This is a genomic window from Flavobacteriales bacterium, from assembly GCA_016715895.1.
In the GTDB taxonomy this organism is placed as follows: Bacteria; Bacteroidota; Bacteroidia; order Flavobacteriales_F; family PHOS-HE28; genus PHOS-HE28.
On record JADJXH010000003.1, the window covers coordinates 1,037,198 to 1,056,665 of the forward strand.

The 19,468-nt window shown below is 64.9% G+C and carries 17 protein-coding genes and 1 other RNA gene; 11 read left to right on the forward strand and 7 right to left on the reverse strand.

What is annotated here, in order from left to right; translation table 11 throughout:
* Window positions 1-8 precede the first annotated feature (8 nt).
* The 3 genes from IPM49_04815 to IPM49_04825 are packed head-to-tail and all read right to left on the reverse strand — an operon-like array spanning window position 9 to window position 2,802.
* Window positions 9-689: a hypothetical protein gene (locus tag IPM49_04815; GenBank protein ID MBK9273848.1), complete on the reverse strand. Its 681-nt coding sequence runs from the start codon at window positions 687-689 to the stop codon at window positions 9-11.
* Entirely contained in the window at window positions 686-1,795 is a 1,110-nt protein-coding gene (mnmA, locus tag IPM49_04820; protein MBK9273849.1) for a tRNA 2-thiouridine(34) synthase MnmA, read from the reverse strand. Before mnmA ends, IPM49_04815 begins: the two co-directional genes overlap by 4 nt.
* Complete coding sequence (locus IPM49_04825; protein MBK9273850.1) at window positions 1,792-2,802, reverse strand: hypothetical protein; 1,011 nt, start codon at window positions 2,800-2,802, stop codon at window positions 1,792-1,794. The genes mnmA and IPM49_04825 overlap by 4 nt, the downstream gene beginning before the upstream one ends.
* 66 nt (window positions 2,803-2,868) lie before the next feature.
* Here IPM49_04825 and IPM49_04830 point away from each other — a divergent pair, with 66 nt between their 5' ends.
* The 4 genes from IPM49_04830 to IPM49_04845 all read left to right on the forward strand — a co-directional run bounded on the left by IPM49_04830 (window position 2,869) and on the right by IPM49_04845 (window position 9,016).
* Window positions 2,869-3,966 carry a glycosyltransferase family 9 protein gene (locus tag IPM49_04830; protein MBK9273851.1) on the forward strand — a complete coding sequence of 366 codons (1,098 nt, stop codon included), beginning with the start codon at window positions 2,869-2,871 and terminating at the stop codon, window positions 3,964-3,966.
* Window positions 3,967-3,975: 9 nt separating this feature from the next.
* Window positions 3,976-5,112, forward strand: coding sequence for a glycosyltransferase (locus IPM49_04835; GenBank protein ID MBK9273852.1), 1,137 nt, complete (start codon window positions 3,976-3,978; stop codon window positions 5,110-5,112).
* A gap of 107 nt (window positions 5,113-5,219) precedes the next feature.
* Window positions 5,220-5,891: a murein L,D-transpeptidase catalytic domain family protein gene (locus IPM49_04840; GenBank protein MBK9273853.1), complete on the forward strand. Its 672-nt coding sequence runs from the start codon at window positions 5,220-5,222 to the stop codon at window positions 5,889-5,891.
* Window positions 5,888-9,016 (forward strand): L,D-transpeptidase family protein, encoded by a 3,129-nt coding sequence (locus IPM49_04845; GenBank protein ID MBK9273854.1) that lies wholly within the window; start codon window positions 5,888-5,890, stop codon window positions 9,014-9,016. The genes IPM49_04840 and IPM49_04845 overlap by 4 nt, the downstream gene beginning before the upstream one ends.
* Here the strand turns inward: IPM49_04845 and IPM49_04850 are convergent.
* Window positions 8,986-9,939, reverse strand: coding sequence for a glycosyltransferase family 2 protein (locus IPM49_04850; GenBank protein ID MBK9273855.1), 954 nt, complete (start codon window positions 9,937-9,939; stop codon window positions 8,986-8,988). The two genes, IPM49_04845 and IPM49_04850, sit on opposite strands and share 31 nt — an antisense overlap.
* A gap of 57 nt (window positions 9,940-9,996) precedes the next feature.
* Here IPM49_04850 and ffs point away from each other — a divergent pair.
* The 4 genes from ffs (at window position 9,997) to IPM49_04870 (ending at window position 12,327) form a co-directional block, all read left to right on the forward strand.
* Window positions 9,997-10,089: signal recognition particle sRNA small type (ffs, locus tag IPM49_04855), an RNA gene on the forward strand.
* 56 nt (window positions 10,090-10,145) lie between these two features.
* Window positions 10,146-10,955, forward strand: a complete 810-nt coding sequence (locus IPM49_04860; protein ID MBK9273856.1) for an SDR family oxidoreductase — start codon at window positions 10,146-10,148, stop codon at window positions 10,953-10,955.
* 86 nt (window positions 10,956-11,041) lie between these two features.
* A complete protein-coding gene (gene fsa / locus IPM49_04865) occupies window positions 11,042-11,704 on the forward strand; it encodes a fructose-6-phosphate aldolase (protein MBK9273857.1) in 663 nt (220 codons plus the stop codon).
* Window positions 11,705-11,706: 2 nt separating this feature from the next.
* Complete coding sequence (locus IPM49_04870) at window positions 11,707-12,327, forward strand: threonylcarbamoyl-AMP synthase (GenBank protein MBK9273858.1); 621 nt, start codon at window positions 11,707-11,709, stop codon at window positions 12,325-12,327.
* 321 nt (window positions 12,328-12,648) lie between these two features.
* Here IPM49_04870 and IPM49_04875 read toward each other — a convergent pair whose 3' ends face one another.
* From IPM49_04875 to IPM49_04885, 3 genes are all read right to left on the reverse strand, one after another.
* A complete protein-coding gene (locus IPM49_04875; GenBank protein ID MBK9273859.1) occupies window positions 12,649-14,181 on the reverse strand; it encodes an NAD(P)H-hydrate dehydratase in 1,533 nt (510 codons plus the stop codon).
* Between the two features lie 72 nt (window positions 14,182-14,253).
* Complete coding sequence (locus IPM49_04880; protein MBK9273860.1) at window positions 14,254-15,102, reverse strand: hypothetical protein; 849 nt, start codon at window positions 15,100-15,102, stop codon at window positions 14,254-14,256.
* Between the two features lie 245 nt (window positions 15,103-15,347).
* Complete coding sequence (locus IPM49_04885) at window positions 15,348-16,001, reverse strand: protein-L-isoaspartate(D-aspartate) O-methyltransferase (protein ID MBK9273861.1); 654 nt, start codon at window positions 15,999-16,001, stop codon at window positions 15,348-15,350.
* Between the two features lie 67 nt (window positions 16,002-16,068).
* Between IPM49_04885 and IPM49_04890 the strand changes: the two genes are divergently transcribed.
* From IPM49_04890 to IPM49_04900, 3 genes are read left to right on the forward strand one after another with little or no spacing between them, the layout of a single operon-like run.
* The gene (locus tag IPM49_04890) at window positions 16,069-17,094 is read left to right on the forward strand and encodes a Gfo/Idh/MocA family oxidoreductase (protein ID MBK9273862.1); all 1,026 of its coding nucleotides are present in this window, start codon (window positions 16,069-16,071) and stop codon (window positions 17,092-17,094) included.
* Window positions 17,095-17,117: 23 nt separating this feature from the next.
* On the forward strand, window positions 17,118-17,975 hold the full coding sequence (locus IPM49_04895) for a hypothetical protein (protein MBK9273863.1): 858 nt from the start codon (window positions 17,118-17,120) through the stop codon (window positions 17,973-17,975).
* An 8-nt stretch (window positions 17,976-17,983) separates the two neighbouring features.
* Window positions 17,984-19,399: a sugar transferase gene (locus IPM49_04900; protein MBK9273864.1), complete on the forward strand. Its 1,416-nt coding sequence runs from the start codon at window positions 17,984-17,986 to the stop codon at window positions 19,397-19,399.
* Window positions 19,400-19,468 lie beyond the last annotated feature (69 nt).

Sequence of the window (19,468 nt, forward strand, 5' to 3'; positions counted from 1 at the left end):
AGATGCCCCTAGTTCCCATGTGCGGTGATGACCTGCCGGAAGTACCAGCCGTTCGTGCCGGTGACCTGGGTGTTCGACGTGTCGCGCATACGCTCCACAAGCCCCACGTGCTTGGCGTACCGTTCACGGTAGATGAGCGTGTCCACCTGGTTGTTGGGATAGTAGTTGCGCACCAGCAGGGTGCTGTCGAAGCTGAGGGTGCCATGCTGCCAGGGCCGGTCCACCTCCTCATAGCCCACCTCCACGTCGCGGAGGCTGTTGAAGGCGTTGAGGTTCCAGCGCTCGCCCACCTTCGGCGGGAAGGAGAGCTTGAGCAGCCGCACATCCTCCTCGGTGCGCTCGGCGTAGGTGGCCTGGCGCGTCTGGGTCCACACATCCTTGATCCGCCAGTCGTTCGTGAGGGTATCCCACACGAAGCGCTCGATGCGCTGAGCGGTCCGGCCTTCCGGGTCGGTGTACACCGAGTCGATCACCTCGCGAAGGCGGTAACGGACCGCTCCGCTCACGCCGATGGCCTCGAAGGACCAGGAGGAATCCACCAGGTACTCCGCCCAGGCGCCTTGCTGCACGGGGAAATAGCCATAGCCCAGGTCGACCGGCCCGGTCCCGTCCTTGCGGCAGGCGGGCAGCAGCGCGGCCAGCGCGCCGATGGCGAGCAGGGAACGACGGGCGATCAGGCGGTGTGTCATGGCATGCGGTCGATGAACCCTCCACCGAGGACATCATCCCCGTCGTAGAAGACGGCGCTCTGCCCCGGAGCGATGCCTGCCACCGGCGCATGGAACTCCACACGCACGTGCTCACCCTCCATCCGGAGCGTGCTGGGCGTGCCTTTGTCCTTGTAGCGCACTTTGGTGACGGCTTCGATCTCGCCGTTCAACGCGTTGATCTTCATGAAGTTCGGACGCCGCACCCACATCGTCTGCCGGCGCAGTTCCTCCTTTCTGCCCAGGACCACGGTATTGGTCTCCGGACGGATGTCCGTGACGTAGAGCGGTTCGCCGACGGCGATGCCCAGGCCCTTTCGCTGGCCGATGGTGAAGAACGGATAGCCGTCATGCTCCCCCAGCACTTCGCCGGAGGTGCTCACGAGCTTGCCGTGCGCGAGCCTGGCGGTGACCTCGGGTTCCTTGCGCTTCAGGAAGCCCCGGTAGTCGTTGTCAGGGATGAAGCAGATCTCGTAGCTCTCGCTCTTCTGGGCCAGTTGCGGGAAGCCCGCCTCATGCGCCAGCCTGCGGATCTCGCTCTTGTGGAACCCACCCACCGGAAAGCGGGTGCGCGCCAGGCTGTCCTGCTTGAGGCCCCACAGCACATAGCTCTGGTCCTTGCCTTCGTCCAACCCCTTGCTCACGGTGAACCGACCGGCATGGGGTCCTTCCACCACCGGGGTGAGGCGGGCGTAGTGGCCCGTGGCGATCAACGGACAGTCCAGCATGTCCGCGCGCTTCAGCAGGGCCTCCCACTTGATGAACGTGTTGCACAACACACAGGGGTTCGGCGTACGGCCACCGAGGTACTCCTCCACGAAGTTGCCGATGATGGCCTCGCCGAACTCGTCGCGGATGTCGAGGATGATGTGGTGGAACCCGCGGCTGACGGCCAGGTTGCGCGCGTCGTTGATGCTGTCCAGGTCGCAGCAACCCGTAAGGCGCTTCGCGCCGCCGCTGCTGGCGTAGTCCCAGGTCTTCATGGTGACCCCCACCACCTCATAGCCCTCCTCATGCAGCAGCAGTGCGGCCACGGAGCTGTCGACCCCGCCGCTCATCGCCACGAGCACCCGTCCATGCCTGCTCATGGGGCGGTGGGTCTGGGTTCTCCGTCCACATAGTCCACCCGGCTCAGGACCCGGCCCGCCGTGTCGTACTCGGTCACGATGCCATTGAGCAGCCCGTTGCGGTAGGTGCCTTCACGCTTCTTCGATTGCCCTTTCAGCACGCGCTGCACCTCGGGCGTTCCGCCAAGGGCGGGGTCGGCGGGCAGCTGCTCCGTCACCCACGTGCCATTGCAGTGGTACTCCGTGAACGGCCCGTCGAGCCTGCCCTGCACGTACGTGAACTCACTGCGGAGCTGGTCGTCGTCGCAGTACTCCTTGAACACGCCGTTCTCCTTCTTGTCCTTGATGAAGCGCCCCTGCTGGTACACGAGCTGCAGCTGCACCTTGCCGTTCTCCAGAAAGTGGTACCAGATGCCATCACGGTCGCCGTTCACCATGCGTCCTTCGATCTCCTTCACCCCATTGGGGTGGTACCAGGTGAAGGTGCCATCGCCCAGGCCGCGCACGTAGGTGCCGCGGTGCTTCACCTGCCCTCCCGGGAAGAACTGCTCGTGGACCCCGTCCTGCTCCCCGTTGGCGTAGGTGATCCGCTCGGCCAGGGTGCCGTCGCTGAACCAGGTGAGCTGCTCCCCATGCTGCCGTCCCTTCACCCAGGCCTCCATGGAGCGCTTGCCCCCATCCGGACCGTAGTAGGTCCAGATGCTGTCCTTGTCCTGGCCCACGTAGCGTCCTTCGGCCATCAACCGGCCGTTGGGATGGTAGTGCCGTGCATGGGCCGCCGATCCATCGGCGTAGTGGTCCACGATGCTCTCCACGGCGCCGTTGGTGGCGAAGTAGGTGAAGGAACCGACGGGCCGGTCGTCCTTGAACTGACCGGTATAGCGCAGCTGCGGGCTGTCCGCCCAGGTCCGGGCCCAGGGGCCCTGCTTGCGGCCCTGCGCGTCGGTCCGGTTGGGCGCGGGGGGTTGGGCGGCGAGCCCACCAGCGACGAGCAACGGCAGCACCGCACGAAGGGCGTGGCAACGCATGCGGCAAAGATACCCACGCACGCCCGGCAGCCCCCGCTGAAAGGGGCCCGCTATCTTCGGCCGCGGATGACCCTCTTCAGACCGGATTGCCGCCACTTCAGGGGCGACGTGCCCTGCGGACCGCACAAGCTGCATGGCGTACACTGTGCGGACTGCACGCATTACGACCCCATCCGCCAGCGCGTGCTGATCATCAAGCTCGGTGCGTTGGGCGATGTGGTGCGCACCACGCCGCTGCTGACACCGCTTCGCCAGCGGTTCCCGCAGGCGGAGATCCACTGGTTGACGCTCAGCCCCGAGATCCTGCCGGCCTCGGTGGACCTGAAGCTGCCATTCGACCTGGCCTCCCTGCTGGTGATCGAGGAGACCACCTACGATTACGCCATCAACCTCGACAAGGACCGCGAGGCCTGCGCCCTGATGGTCCGCGTGAAGGCCGGCGAGAAGCACGGGTTCATCTGGAAGGACGGCCGTTGCGCTCCGGTGGATGAGCGGGCGGTGCACAAGTTCAGCACGGGGGTGTTCGATGACCTGAGCCGGTCGAACACCCTGAGCTACCTCCAGGAGATCTTCGACATCGCCGGCTTCACCTTCCAAGGCGAGGACTATGTGCTGGACAACCACGCGGCCGGACGCAGGGCCTGGGACATCGACCGGGCCCGTCATGTGGTGGGCCTGAACACCGGTTGCGGGGGCCGCTGGACCAGCCGCCTGTGGAGCGAGGACCGCTGGACCGAGCTCGCAAGGCACCTGAAGCGCGACGGCTATGAGGTGGTGCTGCTGGGCGGCCCGCCGGAGCATGACCGCAACCTGCGCATCGCGGCGGCCAGCGGAGCCACCTACTTCGGACATTTCGACCTGCAGCTCTTCATCGACCTGCTCGACCAGTGCGACACGGTGGTGACCCAGGTGACCATGGCGATGCATCTGGCGCTGGGCCGGCACAAGAACCTGGTGCTGATGAACAACATCTTCAACCGGCACGAGTTCGAGCTGTACGGTCGCGGAAGTGTGGTGGAGCCGAGCACGGGCTGTGAGTGCTTCTACGCGCCGCGTTGCCGCCGCCTCGACAAGGGCGGACACGCCTGCATGGACGACATCAGTGCAGAAACGGTGCGTTCGGCGGTGCATGCCTGCAGGCTGCACCGTGCACCGGATGCTTGATCCGCGTCCATGCGCATCACCTACCTGAGCACCTTCTTTCCGCTCCGCGGCGGCATCGCGCACTTCAACGAGCGCTTCGCCGGCGAACTCCTTCATCGCGGCCATGCGGTGCGGGCCGTCACCTTCAGCCGGCAGTACCCCAAGCTGCTGTTCCCGGGAAAGACGCAGGAGGAGTCCGGTGGTGCGGCGGGGAGCGCACCGATGACCGCGGAGGTGCGCGTGGACAGCATCGGTCCACTGAGCTGGTGGCGGACCGGGCGCTCCATCCGTCGGGATGCGCCGGACGTGCTGCTGTTCAAGTACTGGATCAGCTTCTTCGCCCCGTGCTTCTGGGCCATCTCGCTGCTGGCCCGTGGCAACCGGGGCACGCGCGTCGTGTACGTGGTGGACAACTTCATCCCGCATGAGAACAGGCCCGGCGAGCGGATCCTGCGGTGGCTCGCCTTCCGCTGCGTGGACGGCTGCCTGGTGATGAGCGAGGCCGTGGAGAAGGACATCCGCACAGCGCACCCCCGGCTTCCCATTGAGCGGTCACCCCATCCGGTGTACGACAACTTCGGCGCTGCACAGGACATGGCCCATGCACGGCGCATGCTGAAGTTGCCGGAGGATGCCGTCGTCGCGCTCTTCTTCGGCTACATCCGGCCTTACAAGGGGCTCGATCTGCTCATCGAGGCCTTTCCTGCGATGGCCGCGCTGGACCCTCGTCTGCACCTGGTGATCGCCGGCGAGTGCTACGAGGACGAGCAGCGATACCGCGATCTGGTGAACGCCAGCCCGATGGCGGAGCGCATCCACTACTTCGGCGACTACATTCCCAACGATGCGGTGGCCACCTACTTCAGTGCGGCGGACGTGCTGGTGCTCCCCTACCGCACCGCCACCCAGTCCGGCATCGTGCAGATCGCCTATCACTTCGAGCGTCCGTGCATCGTGAGCGATGTGGGCGGGCTGGGCGAAGTGGTGGTCGATGGGGTCACGGGCTACGTGGTCGGTGCTGGTGGAGGCGCTGCGCTTGTGGACGGGATGCGGCGCTTCCTGGCCGGACCGAAGGACATGCGTGAGGCCATCCGACGCGAACGGCGCAAGTACGCCTGGGATGCCTTTGCCGAGGCCTTGGAACGGCTGGCCGCGCGCATCCGGTGATCGCCAACGCCCCGGACACGGGACCGGACGGCGTAACCGGCCGGTCCGTCGACCGTTGAACGGGACGATCGTTCGCGGTCCTTACCTTCAACCCCGCAAGGAAGACGATGGTGCTGCTACCGGCCATCCTGGCATTGCTATTTCCTTCGGCCACCCCGGCCGAGCCCATGGTCGTGCCCGGCGCGGACCGAGGAATCCACCTGCAGGTGGATGAGGTGGTGGACCTGCACCGCACCTACGGACTGGAAGGACTGCTGGACCTTGAAGCCTTCCGCACCGGCATCGAACGGGCGTGCGCGGAGGCCCCGGATGCCCATGTCCTGGCCATCGCCGACATGTCACGACCCTCCACGCAGAAGCGCCTTGTGGTGATCGACCTCATCACGGGCCGCACGGTGCTGCATACGTACGTGGCCCATGGACAAGGCACCGGCGAACTGATGGCCGAGGTGTTCGGCAATGAGGAGGGCTCGCACCGCACGAGCCTTGGTCTGTACCGCGTGGGAGCGGAGATCGTGAGCCCCAAGCACGGGCAGGCCCTTCTGCTGCACGGGCTGGATGCGGGAATGAACGACCGTGCGCTGGAGCGTGAGATCATCATGCACGGCGCGGACTATGTGAGCGAGGCCTTCATCGCCGCGCATGGCCGGCTGGGCCGCAGCTGGGGGTGCCCGGCGGTTCCACGGAGCACCATGTCCGACCTGGTGCGGCTGCTCGCCGATGGTGGACTGCTCTACGTACACCACCCGGTCGCCGAAGCGCTGACCGCGGCCCGATGAGCGCGCGCCCTTCCGCAGGTTCCCTGATCATCGGCGCCGTGGTGCTGTGCTGCGGCGGTTGCGAGGTGGTGCAGGTGCCCTCGTCCAGCGCCGAGGAGGAGGCGCGCACGATCAACGCGGTGTTCGAGACCCCCCAGGTCTACTCGGTTCGCCATCTCCTGGCCGGAGAGCTGGACAGCTTCCTGACGGCGCATCCCGAACACGCCGTGGACTCCAACGCCATCGAGGCGTTCTACCGGCGACGCAACGGGCAGTACGCGTGGTTCATCAACGATTCCCTCTCCTCAGCGGCCGGGACCTTCATGGACCTGGTGACCGCGAACGACAGCATCCTGCGGCAGGCCTTTTCGCACGACGCGCTTCATGCGTTGATCGACCGCATCCGTGACCGGCGGGATACGGTGCCGCTGACGCCGGCGTTCATGCGACACCTGGAGCTCTCGCTCACGGCCCAGTTCTTCCGCTTCGCGGACCGCAAATACAGCGGCCTGGTGCAACGCGACCTGCGCGAGCTTGACTGGTTCATCCCGCGACGGAAGAAGGACCTCGCCCAATTGCTCGATTCGCTCGTGGCCGGAAGGATGGACCTCTCCCCCATCGAACCCCTGCATCCGCAGTATGCGGCGCTCAAACAGCGCCTGCCTGCGCTGTACGGGCTGCGCTGGATGGATGCGCTCCCACGTGTGGACCTGGGCAAGCGTCGCAAGCTGGAGCCCGGGGACCGGGACACGGCCGTGGTGCTCATCCGGGAACGCCTGACGGCACTGGGGGACCTCACGTGGTATGACCTGGGCCGTGCACAGGACCCGCATCTGTACGACAGCACATTGCTGGCCGCTGTCAAGATCTTCCAAGGCCGGCATGGACTGCTGCCGGACGGGGTGATCGGCAAGGGCTTCCTCCTTCAGCTCAACACCCCGATCAACGACCGCATCCGTACCGTGCTGGTGAACATGGAACGGCTGCGGTGGGTGCCCGAACGGACCGCTCCGGACATGCTGCTGGTGAACATCCCCGAGTTCCGCCTGCACGTGCACGAAGGGGGGCGCACGATCTGGAGCATGGATGTGGTGGTGGGTGCGGAGGCCACGAGCACGGTGGTCTTCACCGACTCGCTGTCGCGGATCGTGTTCAGCCCCACCTGGTCCGTGCCATCGAGCATCGTGCGCAATGAGATCCTGCCCGCCATGCGGCGCGACCCGGGTTATCTGGCGCGCAAAGGCATGAAGCGTGTGGGCGGCAGCGACGCGCTTCCGCGCATCGTGCAGGAACCGGGACCAGGCAATGCGCTGGGGCGGGTGAAGTTCCTGTTCCCCAATTCCTACAGCATCTATTTGCACGACACCCCCAGCAAAGGAGCCTTCGCCCGTGAGAACCGTGCCTTGAGCCATGGCTGCGTGCGGTTGAGCGACCCCAGGCGCCTGGCGGCCTATTTGCTGCGCAATGACACGGGCTGGACGGCCGCACGCATCGATTCCGCCATGGTGCGCCCGACCGAGCTGAGCGTGCCGGTGCGGCCGCGCCTTCCTGTGGTCATCGGCTACTTCACAGCATGGGTGGATGAGGATGCGCGGCTGAACTTCCGCGACGACATCTATGGTCACGATGCCCGGCTGGCGAGGGAGCTCTTCGGTGAGCCCGCTGTCCCAGCCCCCCGTCCGTCAGTGCGGCGCCCCCGGAGGCAGGGCCGTAGCCTCAACGGCCACCACGCGGAACGCGTCGCCGCCGAAATACCCGGCCAGGGTGCGGTTCCAATAGGCATCCGGATCCGCGGTGGGCTCCGGGATCCGCAGGCTCCTCAGGGGTTGAGGGAACACGGGCAGCTCCGCCTGAGGAGATCCGCTCCGCACAGCGAACGTGATGGTCCGGTGCAGATCCGCGGTATGCCGCCGGAAACGCCAGGCATCACCGCTCAGGAGATCGCGGGTCACCCAGCGGTCGTTGCCCCAAACGAGCAGCCCGACCAAGGCGAGGCCAAATGCCATCCGCACTGCCGTCGATGTGGCAAGCCAGCCTGGCACCGGTCGATCGCGCATATGCAGGCCCAGGGTCCAAGCGGCCCCGATGATGCCGATGAGGAAGGGCCCCAGCACGAAGTTGAGCGTGCGGTGCTGCCCCAACATGCCCATGGTCCAGTACGGCAGCAAGGTGCCCACGCCAAGCGCAAGTGCCGCCGCGATGAGCCAGGGCGACGCCCGCTGAAAGGCGCTTGGCGCGGTCGCTCGGGTGCGACCGGCCCACCAGGCCAGGAACAGGGCGCACAGGACCACGGGATCGGAGAGCCAGGTGAGGGCGAAGCGCGCGGCCTGAGCACCTCCCATGCCGAGCGTGAGCAGCACGTCGTGACGCTGGTCGAAATGCATGCTTCGCACGGCATTGCCCGGCGCAAGCGCCACGAAGAGCCCGCAACCGACCGCCATGGCGAGCATGCCCCAGCGACGGAACGGTGCGGTCCGCGTGTTCACCAGTTCCGCGAGCGTCCATCCGGCATGGCCGCACACCAGGAGGACCATGGCCGTTTCATTGCAACCTGCGGCGGCGACCAGGGAACCGACCGCGATCGGGACTTGGAGGCGGCGCGGCCCCGCCCTCTCCAGGCGGATCAGGGCACCGGCATGCACGAGCAGGAGCAGCCACGCCCCATGGTAGGTCACCGCACCGGTGTACCAGTAAAGCCCTTCACCGAGGTGCGGCATGGCGTGGAGGTGAAGCAGGTTGAAGGCCGCGGCCAACGCCCAACGGTCACTCCGCCGCGGGATCAGCTTCGGCCAGCCCGCAAGGAGCCAGGCCATGGCCGCCGTGACAAGGACGAGGAGCACCACAGGCACCGCGCGATACAGGGGAAGGCCGATCCCGAGGCCCAGGGTGAGCGGTCCATAGAGCACCAGCGCATTGCTGAAGTACCGACCGTTCCACGTGTGGTGCTCATGCACAAGGCGCTCAAGGGGCTCGCTGCGCATGCCCATGGCCGCGTAGCCCCAATCGTCACCATAGGGGGCGCAGGCGGACGCCAGCAGCACATTACGCGCGAGGAGGAGGAGGAGGACGGCGCCGATCGACCATCGAATGGACCGGTGCACCATGTCAGGCCGGGTCACAGACCTACACGCTCGTCGATCCGGTAGTGCCCGCGTTCCGGAGCGTTGCGCGTGACCAATTCGGCCAGGAAGCCCACCGTGAACAACTGCACCCCGATCACCATGGCCACCAGTGCCACGTAGAAGAGCGCGTTGTCCGACACGAGGCGCGCAGGGCGATCGTTGAGCACGTGCCAGAGCTTGTCACCGACGAGCCAGGTGGTGGCCCCGGAACCGAGCACGAACATCACCGTTCCGAGCGCACCGAAGAAGTGCATCGGTCTGCGCCCGAAGCGGAACACGAACCAGATGGTCATCAGGTCCAGGAAGCCATTGATGAAGCGGTCGAGCCCGAACTTGGTGCGGCCGAAACGCCGGGGATGGTGCTTCACCACCTTCTCGCCGATGCGCCGGAAACCTTCGCGCTGCGCGATGAACGGGATGTACCGATGCATCTCGCCGTAGACCTCGATCGACTTCACCACGTGCGCCCGGTACGCCTTCAGTCCGCAGTTGAAGTCGTGCAGGCGCACACCGCTCACCTGCCGGGTGGCCCAGTTGAACAGTTTGGTGGGGAGGGTCTTGCTGAGGGGGTCATGGCGCACTTTCTTCCAGCCGCTGACCAGATCGTAGCCCTCATCCACGATCATGGAATACAGCGCAGGGACTTCCCCGGGGTCGTCCTGCAGGTCGGCGTCCATGGTGACCACCACGCGGCCGGCAGCGGCTTTGAAGCCCTCATTGAGGGCGGGGCTCTTGCCGTAGTTGCGTCCCAGGCGGATGCCTTTGACCCGTGGGTCCCGAGCCGATAGGGCCCGGATGACCTCCCAGGAGCCATCGGTGCTCCCATCGTCCACAAAGATCACCTCGTAGGCCACGCCCATGGCGCCAAGCGCGGCGTGCAAGCGCTCGGTCAACGGGGTGAGCGACTCATGCTCGTTGAGCAGGGGGACGACGATCGACAGGTCCATGGAGCCCACAAAGGTGCGCAAACGCCCGGTGCGTCGCAGAGCGCTACCTTTGCGCCGGGGCAAGTCTTTCACGACCAGCTCCCGCTGAACCCCCCAGGGCCGGAAGGCAGCAAGGGCAGGCGGTCGTAGCGGTGCGATGGAAGTCGCTTGCCCCACCCATTCGCGTGCCCGGGCCGGTGACAGGACCGGCCTGGGGCACGATTCCGATGAACGACCAGGCCTTCGTGAAAGTGGTGCTCGTCACCGGCGGCAGCAGCGGCATCGGTGAGGCCATCTGCAAGCGGCTGGCCGCGGAAGGGCATCGCGTGTACGGGACCGGACGAACGGTGGACGAACAGCCGAGCGGCTATCGCCTGGTGGAGATGGACATCACGGATGCGGATTCGGTGCAGCGCGGGGTGCAGGAGGTGCTTACGGAGACCGGGCGCATCGACGTGGTGGTGAACAACGCCGGGCTCGGCATCCAAGGGCCGGCGGAGGACATCACTCCGGAGCTTGCACTGAAGGTGCTGGATACCAACGTGATGGGCGCGCACCGCGTGTGCAGGGCCGTGTTGCCGGGAATGCGGCAGCGAAAGCAGGGGCTGATCGTACACATCACCAGCCTGGCGGCGAACTACGGGCTGCCCTTCCGGGGCTTCTACAGTGCCAGCAAGGCGGCCCTGGAGCGGTATGCCGAGGCGCAGCGGATGGAACTGGCTCCGTTCGGCGTGAACGTGGTCACCCTGCAACCCGGCGAATACCGAACGGGTATCGCCACGTCCCGGGCCCGGCCCACTTCGATCGGCACCCATTATTCCGAGGCCTACGAGCGCGTGATGCAGGTACTGAACGGCAGCCTTCATTACAGCCGCGACCCGGATGAGGTGGCGGTGAAGGTCTCCCGGCTGATCCACCAGGCGGCACCGTACGGCGTTCACTACGCGGCGCACGGGGTCCAGCGCCTGTCCGTGCTGTTGAAGAAAATACTGCCCTCGCGCCTGTTCGAACAGCTGATGATGCGGCATTACCGGTAGATCGCGGCTCCGCCCCACCTGCCTGTCGATCCGGCATGTGGAGAATCCGAGCGCCGGCCTGATCCGCCGCCGTCTACCTTCGGCGCATGAAATTCTTCATCGACACGGCCAGCCTGGCGCAGATCCGGGAGGCCCATGCCCTTGGCGTGTTGGACGGTGTAACGACCAATCCGAGCCTGATGGCCAAGGAAGGCATCAGCGGTGACGACCAGGTGCTCAAGCATTACGTGGACATCTGCTCGATCGTGGACGGGGATGTCAGCGCCGAAGTGATCAGTACGGACCTGCAGGGCATGGTGACCGAAGGAGAACGGCTTGCGGCGCTCCATCCGAACATCACCGTAAAGGTGCCCATGACACGGGACGGGGTGAAGGCGATCAAGCACTTCACCGGCAAAGGCATCAAGACCAACTGCACGCTGGTGTTCAGTGCAGGCCAGGCCCTGCTCGCGGCCAAGGCAGGGGCCACGTACGTATCGCCGTTCATCGGACGGTTGGATGACGTGAGCACCGACGGCGTCCAGCTCATCGAGCAGATCCGGACCATCTATGACAACTACGGGATGACCACCCAGGTGCTGGCGGCCAGCATCAGGCACCCGATGCACATCATCCAATGTGCCGAGGTGGGGGCCGATGTGGCCACATGTCCGCTCAGCGCGATCCTGGCGCTGTTCGACCACCCCCTGACGACGATCGGGCTGGAGAAGTTCCTCGCCGACCATCGGAAAGCCCAGGCGGTGCGCTGATCATGCTGCTGCAGGTCCACCACCGCGACCCGGAGCCCAGAAAGGTGCGCACCATCGCCGGGAAGCTGCGCGACGGTGCTGTCGTGGTCTGTCCGACCGACACGGTCTACGCGTTCGTTTGCAGCCCCAAGCACGCTGCGGCCATGGAACGTGTGGCGCGCTTGAAAGGCGTCAAGCCACAGCGCGCGGAGCTCTCCCTCCTGTGCAAAGACCTTTCCCAGGCCGCTCTGTTCGTTCGACCGATCGATACCTCCACGTTCAGGCTGCTGAAACGGGCGCTGCCCGGTCCGTTCACCTTCATCCTACCAGCAGGAGGCGAGGCACCGAAGCTGTTCCAGACGAACCGGAGGACGATCGGTCTCCGGATCCCGGACCACCCAGTGGTCCTGGCCTTGGTGGAGGAACTGGGTCATCCACTTGTGGCGGCTTCCGTGCATGATCCGGACCAGGTGGTGGACTACACCACCGACCCGGAGCGGATCGCGGAGCACCTGGGCGCTCAGGTGGATCTGGTGATCGATTCGGGTATGGGCGGGCTTGTGGGCAGCACCGTGATCGACCTTAGCGGAGATGCCCCCGTGGTGCTGAGGCCGGGAAAGGGGTCGGTGGACGGCCTGTTGTGAAGGGGCTTACCGAGGACCGAACGGTGGCCGATCTTCGGGATGGCGAGCGACGGTCCTTTCGAACGCTGATACCGGAGATCGTACGGTCAAGGGAAGCACCTTGATCGAGGATGGTCGATGAGCGGGCTTCATGGAGTGCCTCGCACACCGACATATGTATGGCCATACATACTTTCTTCCCGTTGACTTTGAATCACTTAAGAAGATCATCTTCGCTTCCCCCTGCCAGGCCGCACTCCATATTGCATTGATCATCAATTATTTACACTGGTCATTGATTTTGACGTATGTATGGCCATACATATGTCGGTCAGGAAATGATCACACCTTCTTCTGCGAAGTCTCTCCTTCCTTCACCCGCTTATATGCATTAGGAACAGCCCGGATCACATCCATCACCGTCATCCCGTCCTGACCCAGTTCCGCGGCGGCCAGATCCCCGGCCAGCCCATGCACCCACACGCCAACCACCACAGCATCCTCCGCCGACAGCCCTTGGGCCAGTGATCCTGTGATGAGACCGGTAAGGGCATCACCGGATCCGCCTTTGGCCAGTCCGGCATTCCCGGTAGCGTTGTACAGCACCCTTCCGTCGGCCAGGCAAATGGCGGTGTTCGCCCCTTTCAACACCACGACCACGCGCCGCTGCTGCGCGAAGGCTGACGCCCTCCGGATCCGCTCGCGGGTATCGATCGACGCACCGAACAGCCTGTCCGCTTCGCCTGGATGGGGAGTGAGCACCGAACCGGCAGGCACGGATCCGAGCATACCGGGTGTGGCCGCCAGGATGTTCAGCGCGTCCGCGTCGAACACGATCGGCCCCTTGAAGGTGCGCATCAGCTCATCCAGGACGTGGACGGTGGCCTCGCTCTGGCCGATGCCGGGGCCGACCCCTACCGCGGACCATCGACCCTCGGGGACGCGGGAGCTCAGGAACGGCATGGGCCCATCTTCGACGACCATCGCCTCGGGTACGGTGCAGTGGATCGCCTGGGCCCCGCCCGGAGGGACAAAGGCCGTGACCAGACCGGCACCACTGCGGGTCGCGGCGGCTGTGGCCATCACCGCCGCACCCAGATGCCCCTGACCACCTGCCACGATCAGCGCGTGTCCGAAGGATCCCTTGTGGGCATTCCGGGGCCTGTTGGCCAGCCGCCTGCTCACATCACCGGGTTCCACGAGGTGGTGCAGGCTGGCACAGGAGGCGATCGCCTGCTTGTCCAGACCGATGTCCACGATCTGCCATTCACCACACGAACCGGAGTGCTCCGGTAGGACCATGAAGGGCTTGGGCACCTGGAAGATGCAGGTCCACTCGGCCTGCACGATCGCGGACCGATCATCAGGACCTCCGTCCGCCCACGCACCCGAAGGCAGGTCCACGGAGAAGACCCGAGCCCCGCGCGCGTTCAAGTCCTTAACCAGCTTCAGGAAGTGACCCGCGAGCGGCCTGTCCAGCCCGGTCCCGAACAAGGCATCGATCACCACTTCACCAGGCACGATGGGCGGGATCGATCGGTGCGCACCGATCAACACGTCGACCGGGAGTTCTTTCAATCGCCTGAGATTGATCGCATTGTCCGCTGTGGCCCTGGTCGGATCGTAAGGGCACAGCACACGGACGGGCCACTTGCGACCGGCCAGCAGCCTGGCGATCGCCAGTCCATCACCTCCATTGTTCCCAGGACCGCACACCACCAGGACCGGGCGCGGAGAACGACCGTGGGCCAGCAGGAACGCCGTGGTGAACGCCTTCGCCGCGCGCTCCATCAGGTCGAGGCTCGCCACCGGCTCCCGTTCGATCGTCGATCGATCGATGGAGCGGACCTGCTCGGCGGAGAGCACAGGCAGCATGGCAGCAAGGTATCTGAAATGAAGAAGCCCCTGCCTTGCGGCAGGGGCTTCCTGTTCCGCAGGAGGGACTCCTTACTGGAAGTAGAAGTTCATGTTGATGGACACACCGTTGTTGTTGGTGTCCACACCGAAGTCGTTCACCTTCGTGCCACCCTCGATCTCGCCAGGGCCGTTGTCGCCAGCGGCGCGGTCCCAGCTCGTGGTGTTGAAGCCTTTGCTGGCGAGCATCAGGCCCCAGCCGTATTCAGCACCGAGGGAAACTTTCGGAGCAACGAACCATTCCACGCCCACGAAGGCGTTCAGGCCCACCATCAGGGCACCGCCCATCTTCTCCTCGGTGATGCGCGAACCCGTGTTCTCCAGGCTGTTGCCATACTCGAAGCTCTTCTTCTGGCCAGCGATGCCGAAGTTCAGATCAGCGCCGTACACACCGACCACGCGGGTGCTGCCGACACGCTTCTCGAGACCCACACCGATCTGGATCGTGTTGCCGCCCCACTTGGTGGAGTTCTCCACAGTGGCGTTCGGGTCGGTCGAACCCGCATCGGGAACGAGGACCGTCTCCTTGTGGCTGTAGAAGCCCAGGCGCAGGCGGCCACGGAACGCAGTGTTGGCGTTCTTCAGCTTCTTCACACCGATCACGGCACGGGTCACGCTACCGAAAGCGCCCTCGTCACCACCACCGGACCAGTTGTACGGATCCCATGTGCTGGCGGAGATCCAGCTCGGCACGGCATTGCCCGTGGTCCCGTTGAACAGGTTGCCAGCATAGCCGATGAACGGGGTGGCGTCGATGGTCAGGCCCCAATCACCATCCTGGGACAGCCAATTCTCACCGCGGTTGCTGGTGATCTCGCCCGTTTGGGCGGTCACTGCCGTAGCGGCGGAGATCGCTGCAGCGAACAGTACAGTCTTTCTCATGACGAACGTTTTGGTTTTACGTGTGCTTCTCGTTGATACTCACGGTCCTTCCCGGTCAAAGGTAGGTCCGAGGCGCGGCAAAGCTATTAACAATCGAGGTGGATATCAACACTTTTTTGTTGATCCATCGATCCGTTCATCGCCTTGGTCAGCCTCATCACGTGTTCGACCGGAGAATTCGGGGGCGAAGATAGCCCCGGTTCTGACACTACCAAGTTCAGGCCAGAAGAAGTGTAGTTCGTCGACTACTGACGATCGGCGAGCATCGGTACGAAGCGGAAGTCGCCATGCTCCTCGCGGTTGATCGAGACGTCGTCCATCCGTCGGATGCGGACCATGCGTTGCACCGGCCCCTCCCCCACGGGAATGACGAGCACCCCTCCTGCGCGCAGCTGGTCCACCAATGGCTCGGGCACGAAAGGCGCACCACAGGTGACCAGGATCCGATCATACGGCGCATAGGCCGGCAACCCCTGGAAGCCATCCCCATGATACAGGGCGGCCTTGTAGCCCAAGGACTCCAGGCGCGTGCGGGTCGTGAGGTACAGTGGCCTGTGCCGCTCCACGCTCCACACCTTCGCACCCAGGGCCGCCAGCACGGCGGTCTGGTACCCGCTCCCGGTGCCCACCTCCAGCACCCGATCCCCGCGACGCACCTCCAGCAACTGGGTCTGGAACGCCACGGTGTACGGCTGCGAAATGGTCTGGCCACACCCGATCGGGAACGGTTTGTCCTCGTAGGCATGAAGCCGAAGGGCACTGTCCTCGAAGAACAAATGCCGCGGCACCTGTCCGATGGCGTCGAGAACGGCCGCGGCGCTGATGCCCTTGGTCCGCAGCTCCTGTACCAACTTCCGCCGGGCCCCTTGGGACCGGTAATCATCACCCCGCAAGGTCATCGTCGCAAAAGTAGAAGCCCCCTCCACGGGACCGGGGCCTATTTTCGCGCCGCTTTCAACAGGCAGCATGTCGGAAAACCGTTTGCGCATCGGGATCCTTGGGGCCGGCCATTTGGGGCGCATCCACCTCCAACAGGCCCTGACGGTGGAGGGCCTGGAGGTGGTGGGCTTCCACGACCCTGACCCGGTGAAGTGCGCGGCGGTACATGCGGAGTTCGGGATCTCCGCCCTGGGCTCGGTGGACGCGGTCATCGAGGCCGCGCAACTGGTGGACGTCGTGACCCCGACACTGAGCCATCATGCCTGCGCCATGCAGGCCTTGGCCCAAGGTCGCCATGTGTTCATCGAGAAACCCCTGGCCAACACGGTGGAGGAGGGTCGTGAGCTGGTGCGGATGGCCGAAGCTTCAGGCCTCTGCGTCCAGGTGGGGCATGTCGAGCGGTTCAATCCGGCGTTCCAGGCCGCGGTGCCCAGTTTGAAGGAGCCCCTCTTCATCGAGGGTCACCGGCTGGCACAGTTCAACCCACGCGGCACGGATGTGCCGGTGATCCTCGACCTGATGGTACACGACCTGGACCTGGTGTTGAGCACCGTGCGTTCCGCCGTGACGGCCGTGCACGCGAGCGGAGTGGCCGTGGTGAGCGATTCTCCCGACATCGCGAACGCGCGCATCGAGTTCGCCAATGGCTGTGTGGCCAACCTCACGGCCAGCCGGATCAGCTTGAAGAACATGCGGAAGATGCGCTTCTTCCAGCGGGACGCGTACATCTCCGTGGACATGCTCGCCAAGGAGACGGAGATCGTGCGCATGGAGGCCGTAACGGGGGAACCCGATCCCTTCGCGATCACGCTCGACCTCGGGGGCGACAAGGGCAGGCGGGCGATCCAGTTCGAGAAGCCCGAGGTACCATCGATCAACGCCATCCGCGAGGAGCTGCGGTCGTTCGCCAGCGCGGTCCGCTCAGGCGCCACCCCGGCGGTCACCATCCAGGATGGTCTCAACGCGCTGGAGCTGGCGCACCGCATCCTGGAGCGAATGCAGGAGAACCTGCGGCGGGTGGTACCGTCCGGCCACATACCAGGCCCCTCCTAGCCCGCGTTATAACCCATCGGCCCATGCGCTCCACCACCCTCCTCGGATCCGTCGCTCTGGCGCTGCTGGGTTCCTGCACCAAGGGCGACAAGGAGGCTTCTTATCTCCAGTTGGGCACTGTCTCGGTGGTCACCGATCCGCTGACCGAGGGCACCGGTTCGAACCGCATCACCGACCTCTGGGTGTTCGTGGATGACAAAGCACTCGGGGTGTGGGAGTCCGGTTCACGGTTGCCGGTCCTGCGCGAGGGCCCGGTCGTCATCAAGCTCATCGCGGGGATCCCAAGGAACGGTATACGGGACGATCGCATCCAATATCCGTTCTATGACACCTGGTCGGGCGCGGTGGACCTGACGAAAGGCGCCACGGTGAGGATCGACCCGGCGTTCACCTACTTCCCGGGCAACGTGTACTGGATCGAGGGCTTCGAGGACCCCGGGTTCAAGTTCACGCGGAGCGCGGACAGCGACACCACGATGGTCCTGGTCAACGATCCGGCCCTGGTGCTCACGGGGAACGGTGCGGGACTCATCCATGTGGACCCTGCCAGGCCCTATGTCCGCATGGTGAGCAGCGATGCGTTCACCCCGAACGGCGCGGTGTTCCTGGAGATCGACCGGCGCAGTGACCATCGGTTCCTGATCGGCGGCCTGATGGACCCCAGCGGAGGCGGTAGCCCCATCGACCTGCCCTACCTTTATGTGGCACCCACCCTGCGGGATGATGGAGGCATGCCTTGGTCCAAGATCCATGTGGACCTGAGCAGCCTGTTCAACGCACCGGGGATCACCAACAGGCGCTTCTACATCGAAGTGCAGCTCGTGGATGGCGCCACGAGCGGGACCATCTACCTGGACGATCTCAAGGTCGTGCACCGCTGACCTGAAGCATGGACCGACGCGCCCAGGTCATCCGCTACGTGCTTTCCGACGTCCTCTCGGCCGCCACGGCCTGGACCCTGTTCTACCTGTATCGGAAGACCGTCCTGGAACCCCTGACCTTCGGCCATCCGGTCCCGGTGGAACTGGACCGCAACTACTTGACCGGGCTGGTGGTCATCCCGCTGTTCTGGCTGGGCCTGTACACCATGATCGGCGGCTACACGGACATCTTCCGGCGGTTCCGCACGAAGGAGCTTGGGCAGACCCTGCTGATCAGCGTGCTCGGCGTGGTGGTGATCTTCTTCGCCCTGCTGCTGGATGATGAGGTGCCCGATGGCACCTACCTCTCCCGCTCCTTCGTGGTGCTCTTCGGCCTCCATTTCGGGCTCACGTTCCTGCCCCGGTTCCTGCTCACCAGCCGCACGGTGCGCATGGTGCACGAGCGGCGCATCGGTTTCAACACCGTACTGGTGGGTGGGAATGAACGGGCGGTGGCCATCCATCAGGAGATCGAAGGCATGCGCAAGAGCCCGGGCAACCGGTTCGTGGGATTCGTGAGCGTGAACGGCGGTGATCAACAGCTGGGCACCACGGGCCTGCCGCGCCTGGGCAAGTGGACGGAGCTGCGCCGCGTGATCGCCGAGAACCAGGTGGAGGAGGCGATCATCGCCGTGGAGAGCAGTGAGCACGAGCACATCAGCCGCATCATCAACGAGCTGGAGGGCACCAACGTGCGGATCAAGATCATCCCCGACATGTACGACATCATGGCCGGGAGCGTGAAGATGACGAGCATCTTCGGTGCGCCGCTGATCGAGGTGAACCCCCAGATCATGCCGGCGTGGCAGTTCGCCTTGAAGCGGTTGGTCGACATCGTGTTCAGCGGTCTCGCACTGCTGCTGCTCTCTCCGGTGCTCTTGGTCATCGCCGTGCTCGTTCGGTCCTCCGGCGCAGGCCCCATCTTCTTCCGCCAGGAACGCATCGGCCGGTTCGGCAAACCCTTCCGCATCATCAAGTTCCGCAGCATGGTGGCCGATGCCGAGCAGGCCGGCCCGCAGCTCAGCAGCTCCACCGACCCACGCATCACCCCCATCGGCCGGTTCCTGCGTCGCACCCGGCTGGACGAACTGCCGCAGTTCTGGAACGTGCTGAAGGGTGACATGAGCCTGGTGGGACCGCGTCCCGAACGCCAGTTCTTCATCGACCGCATCATGGAGGTGGCCCCCCACTACCGCCACCTGCATAAGGTCCGCCCCGGCATCACGAGCTGGGGTCAGGTGAAGTTCGGCTACGCCGAGAACGTGGAGCAGATGGTGCGCCGCCTCAAATACGACATCCTCTACATCGAGAACATGAGCCTCGCGGTGGACCTCAAGATCCTCGCCTACACGGTCATCATCATGCTCAAGGGCGACGGGAAGTAGTCCTACGCACATCCTTGTCCGCAACAGTGCTTGCGCACGGGCCAACGCGCGACAGTGCCTGCCCGCAAT

What these genes read in the sequence shown, in the direction of transcription:
- IPM49_04815 (MBK9273848.1), bottom strand. Translation starts at nt 689, where the DNA reads ATGACACACCGCCTGATCGCCCGTCGTTCCCTGCTCGCCATCGGCGCG.
- mnmA (MBK9273849.1), bottom strand. Translation starts at nt 1,795, where the DNA reads ATGAGCAGGCATGGACGGGTGCTCGTGGCGATGAGCGGCGGGGTCGAC.
- IPM49_04825 (MBK9273850.1), bottom strand. Translation starts at nt 2,802, where the DNA reads ATGCGTTGCCACGCCCTTCGTGCGGTGCTGCCGTTGCTCGTCGCTGGT.
- IPM49_04830 (MBK9273851.1), top strand. Translation starts at nt 2,869, where the DNA reads ATGACCCTCTTCAGACCGGATTGCCGCCACTTCAGGGGCGACGTGCCC.
- IPM49_04835 (MBK9273852.1), top strand. Translation starts at nt 3,976, where the DNA reads ATGCGCATCACCTACCTGAGCACCTTCTTTCCGCTCCGCGGCGGCATC.
- IPM49_04840 (MBK9273853.1), top strand. Translation starts at nt 5,220, where the DNA reads ATGGTGCTGCTACCGGCCATCCTGGCATTGCTATTTCCTTCGGCCACC.
- IPM49_04845 (MBK9273854.1), top strand. Translation starts at nt 5,888, where the DNA reads ATGAGCGCGCGCCCTTCCGCAGGTTCCCTGATCATCGGCGCCGTGGTG.
- IPM49_04850 (MBK9273855.1), bottom strand. Translation starts at nt 9,939, where the DNA reads ATGGACCTGTCGATCGTCGTCCCCCTGCTCAACGAGCATGAGTCGCTC.
- IPM49_04860 (MBK9273856.1), top strand. Translation starts at nt 10,146, where the DNA reads ATGAACGACCAGGCCTTCGTGAAAGTGGTGCTCGTCACCGGCGGCAGC.
- fsa (MBK9273857.1), top strand. Translation starts at nt 11,042, where the DNA reads ATGAAATTCTTCATCGACACGGCCAGCCTGGCGCAGATCCGGGAGGCC.
- IPM49_04870 (MBK9273858.1), top strand. Translation starts at nt 11,707, where the DNA reads ATGCTGCTGCAGGTCCACCACCGCGACCCGGAGCCCAGAAAGGTGCGC.
- IPM49_04875 (MBK9273859.1), bottom strand. Translation starts at nt 14,181, where the DNA reads ATGCTGCCTGTGCTCTCCGCCGAGCAGGTCCGCTCCATCGATCGATCG.
- IPM49_04880 (MBK9273860.1), bottom strand. Translation starts at nt 15,102, where the DNA reads ATGAGAAAGACTGTACTGTTCGCTGCAGCGATCTCCGCCGCTACGGCA.
- IPM49_04885 (MBK9273861.1), bottom strand. Translation starts at nt 16,001, where the DNA reads ATGACCTTGCGGGGTGATGATTACCGGTCCCAAGGGGCCCGGCGGAAG.
- IPM49_04890 (MBK9273862.1), top strand. Translation starts at nt 16,069, where the DNA reads ATGTCGGAAAACCGTTTGCGCATCGGGATCCTTGGGGCCGGCCATTTG.
- IPM49_04895 (MBK9273863.1), top strand. Translation starts at nt 17,118, where the DNA reads ATGCGCTCCACCACCCTCCTCGGATCCGTCGCTCTGGCGCTGCTGGGT.
- IPM49_04900 (MBK9273864.1), top strand. Translation starts at nt 17,984, where the DNA reads ATGGACCGACGCGCCCAGGTCATCCGCTACGTGCTTTCCGACGTCCTC.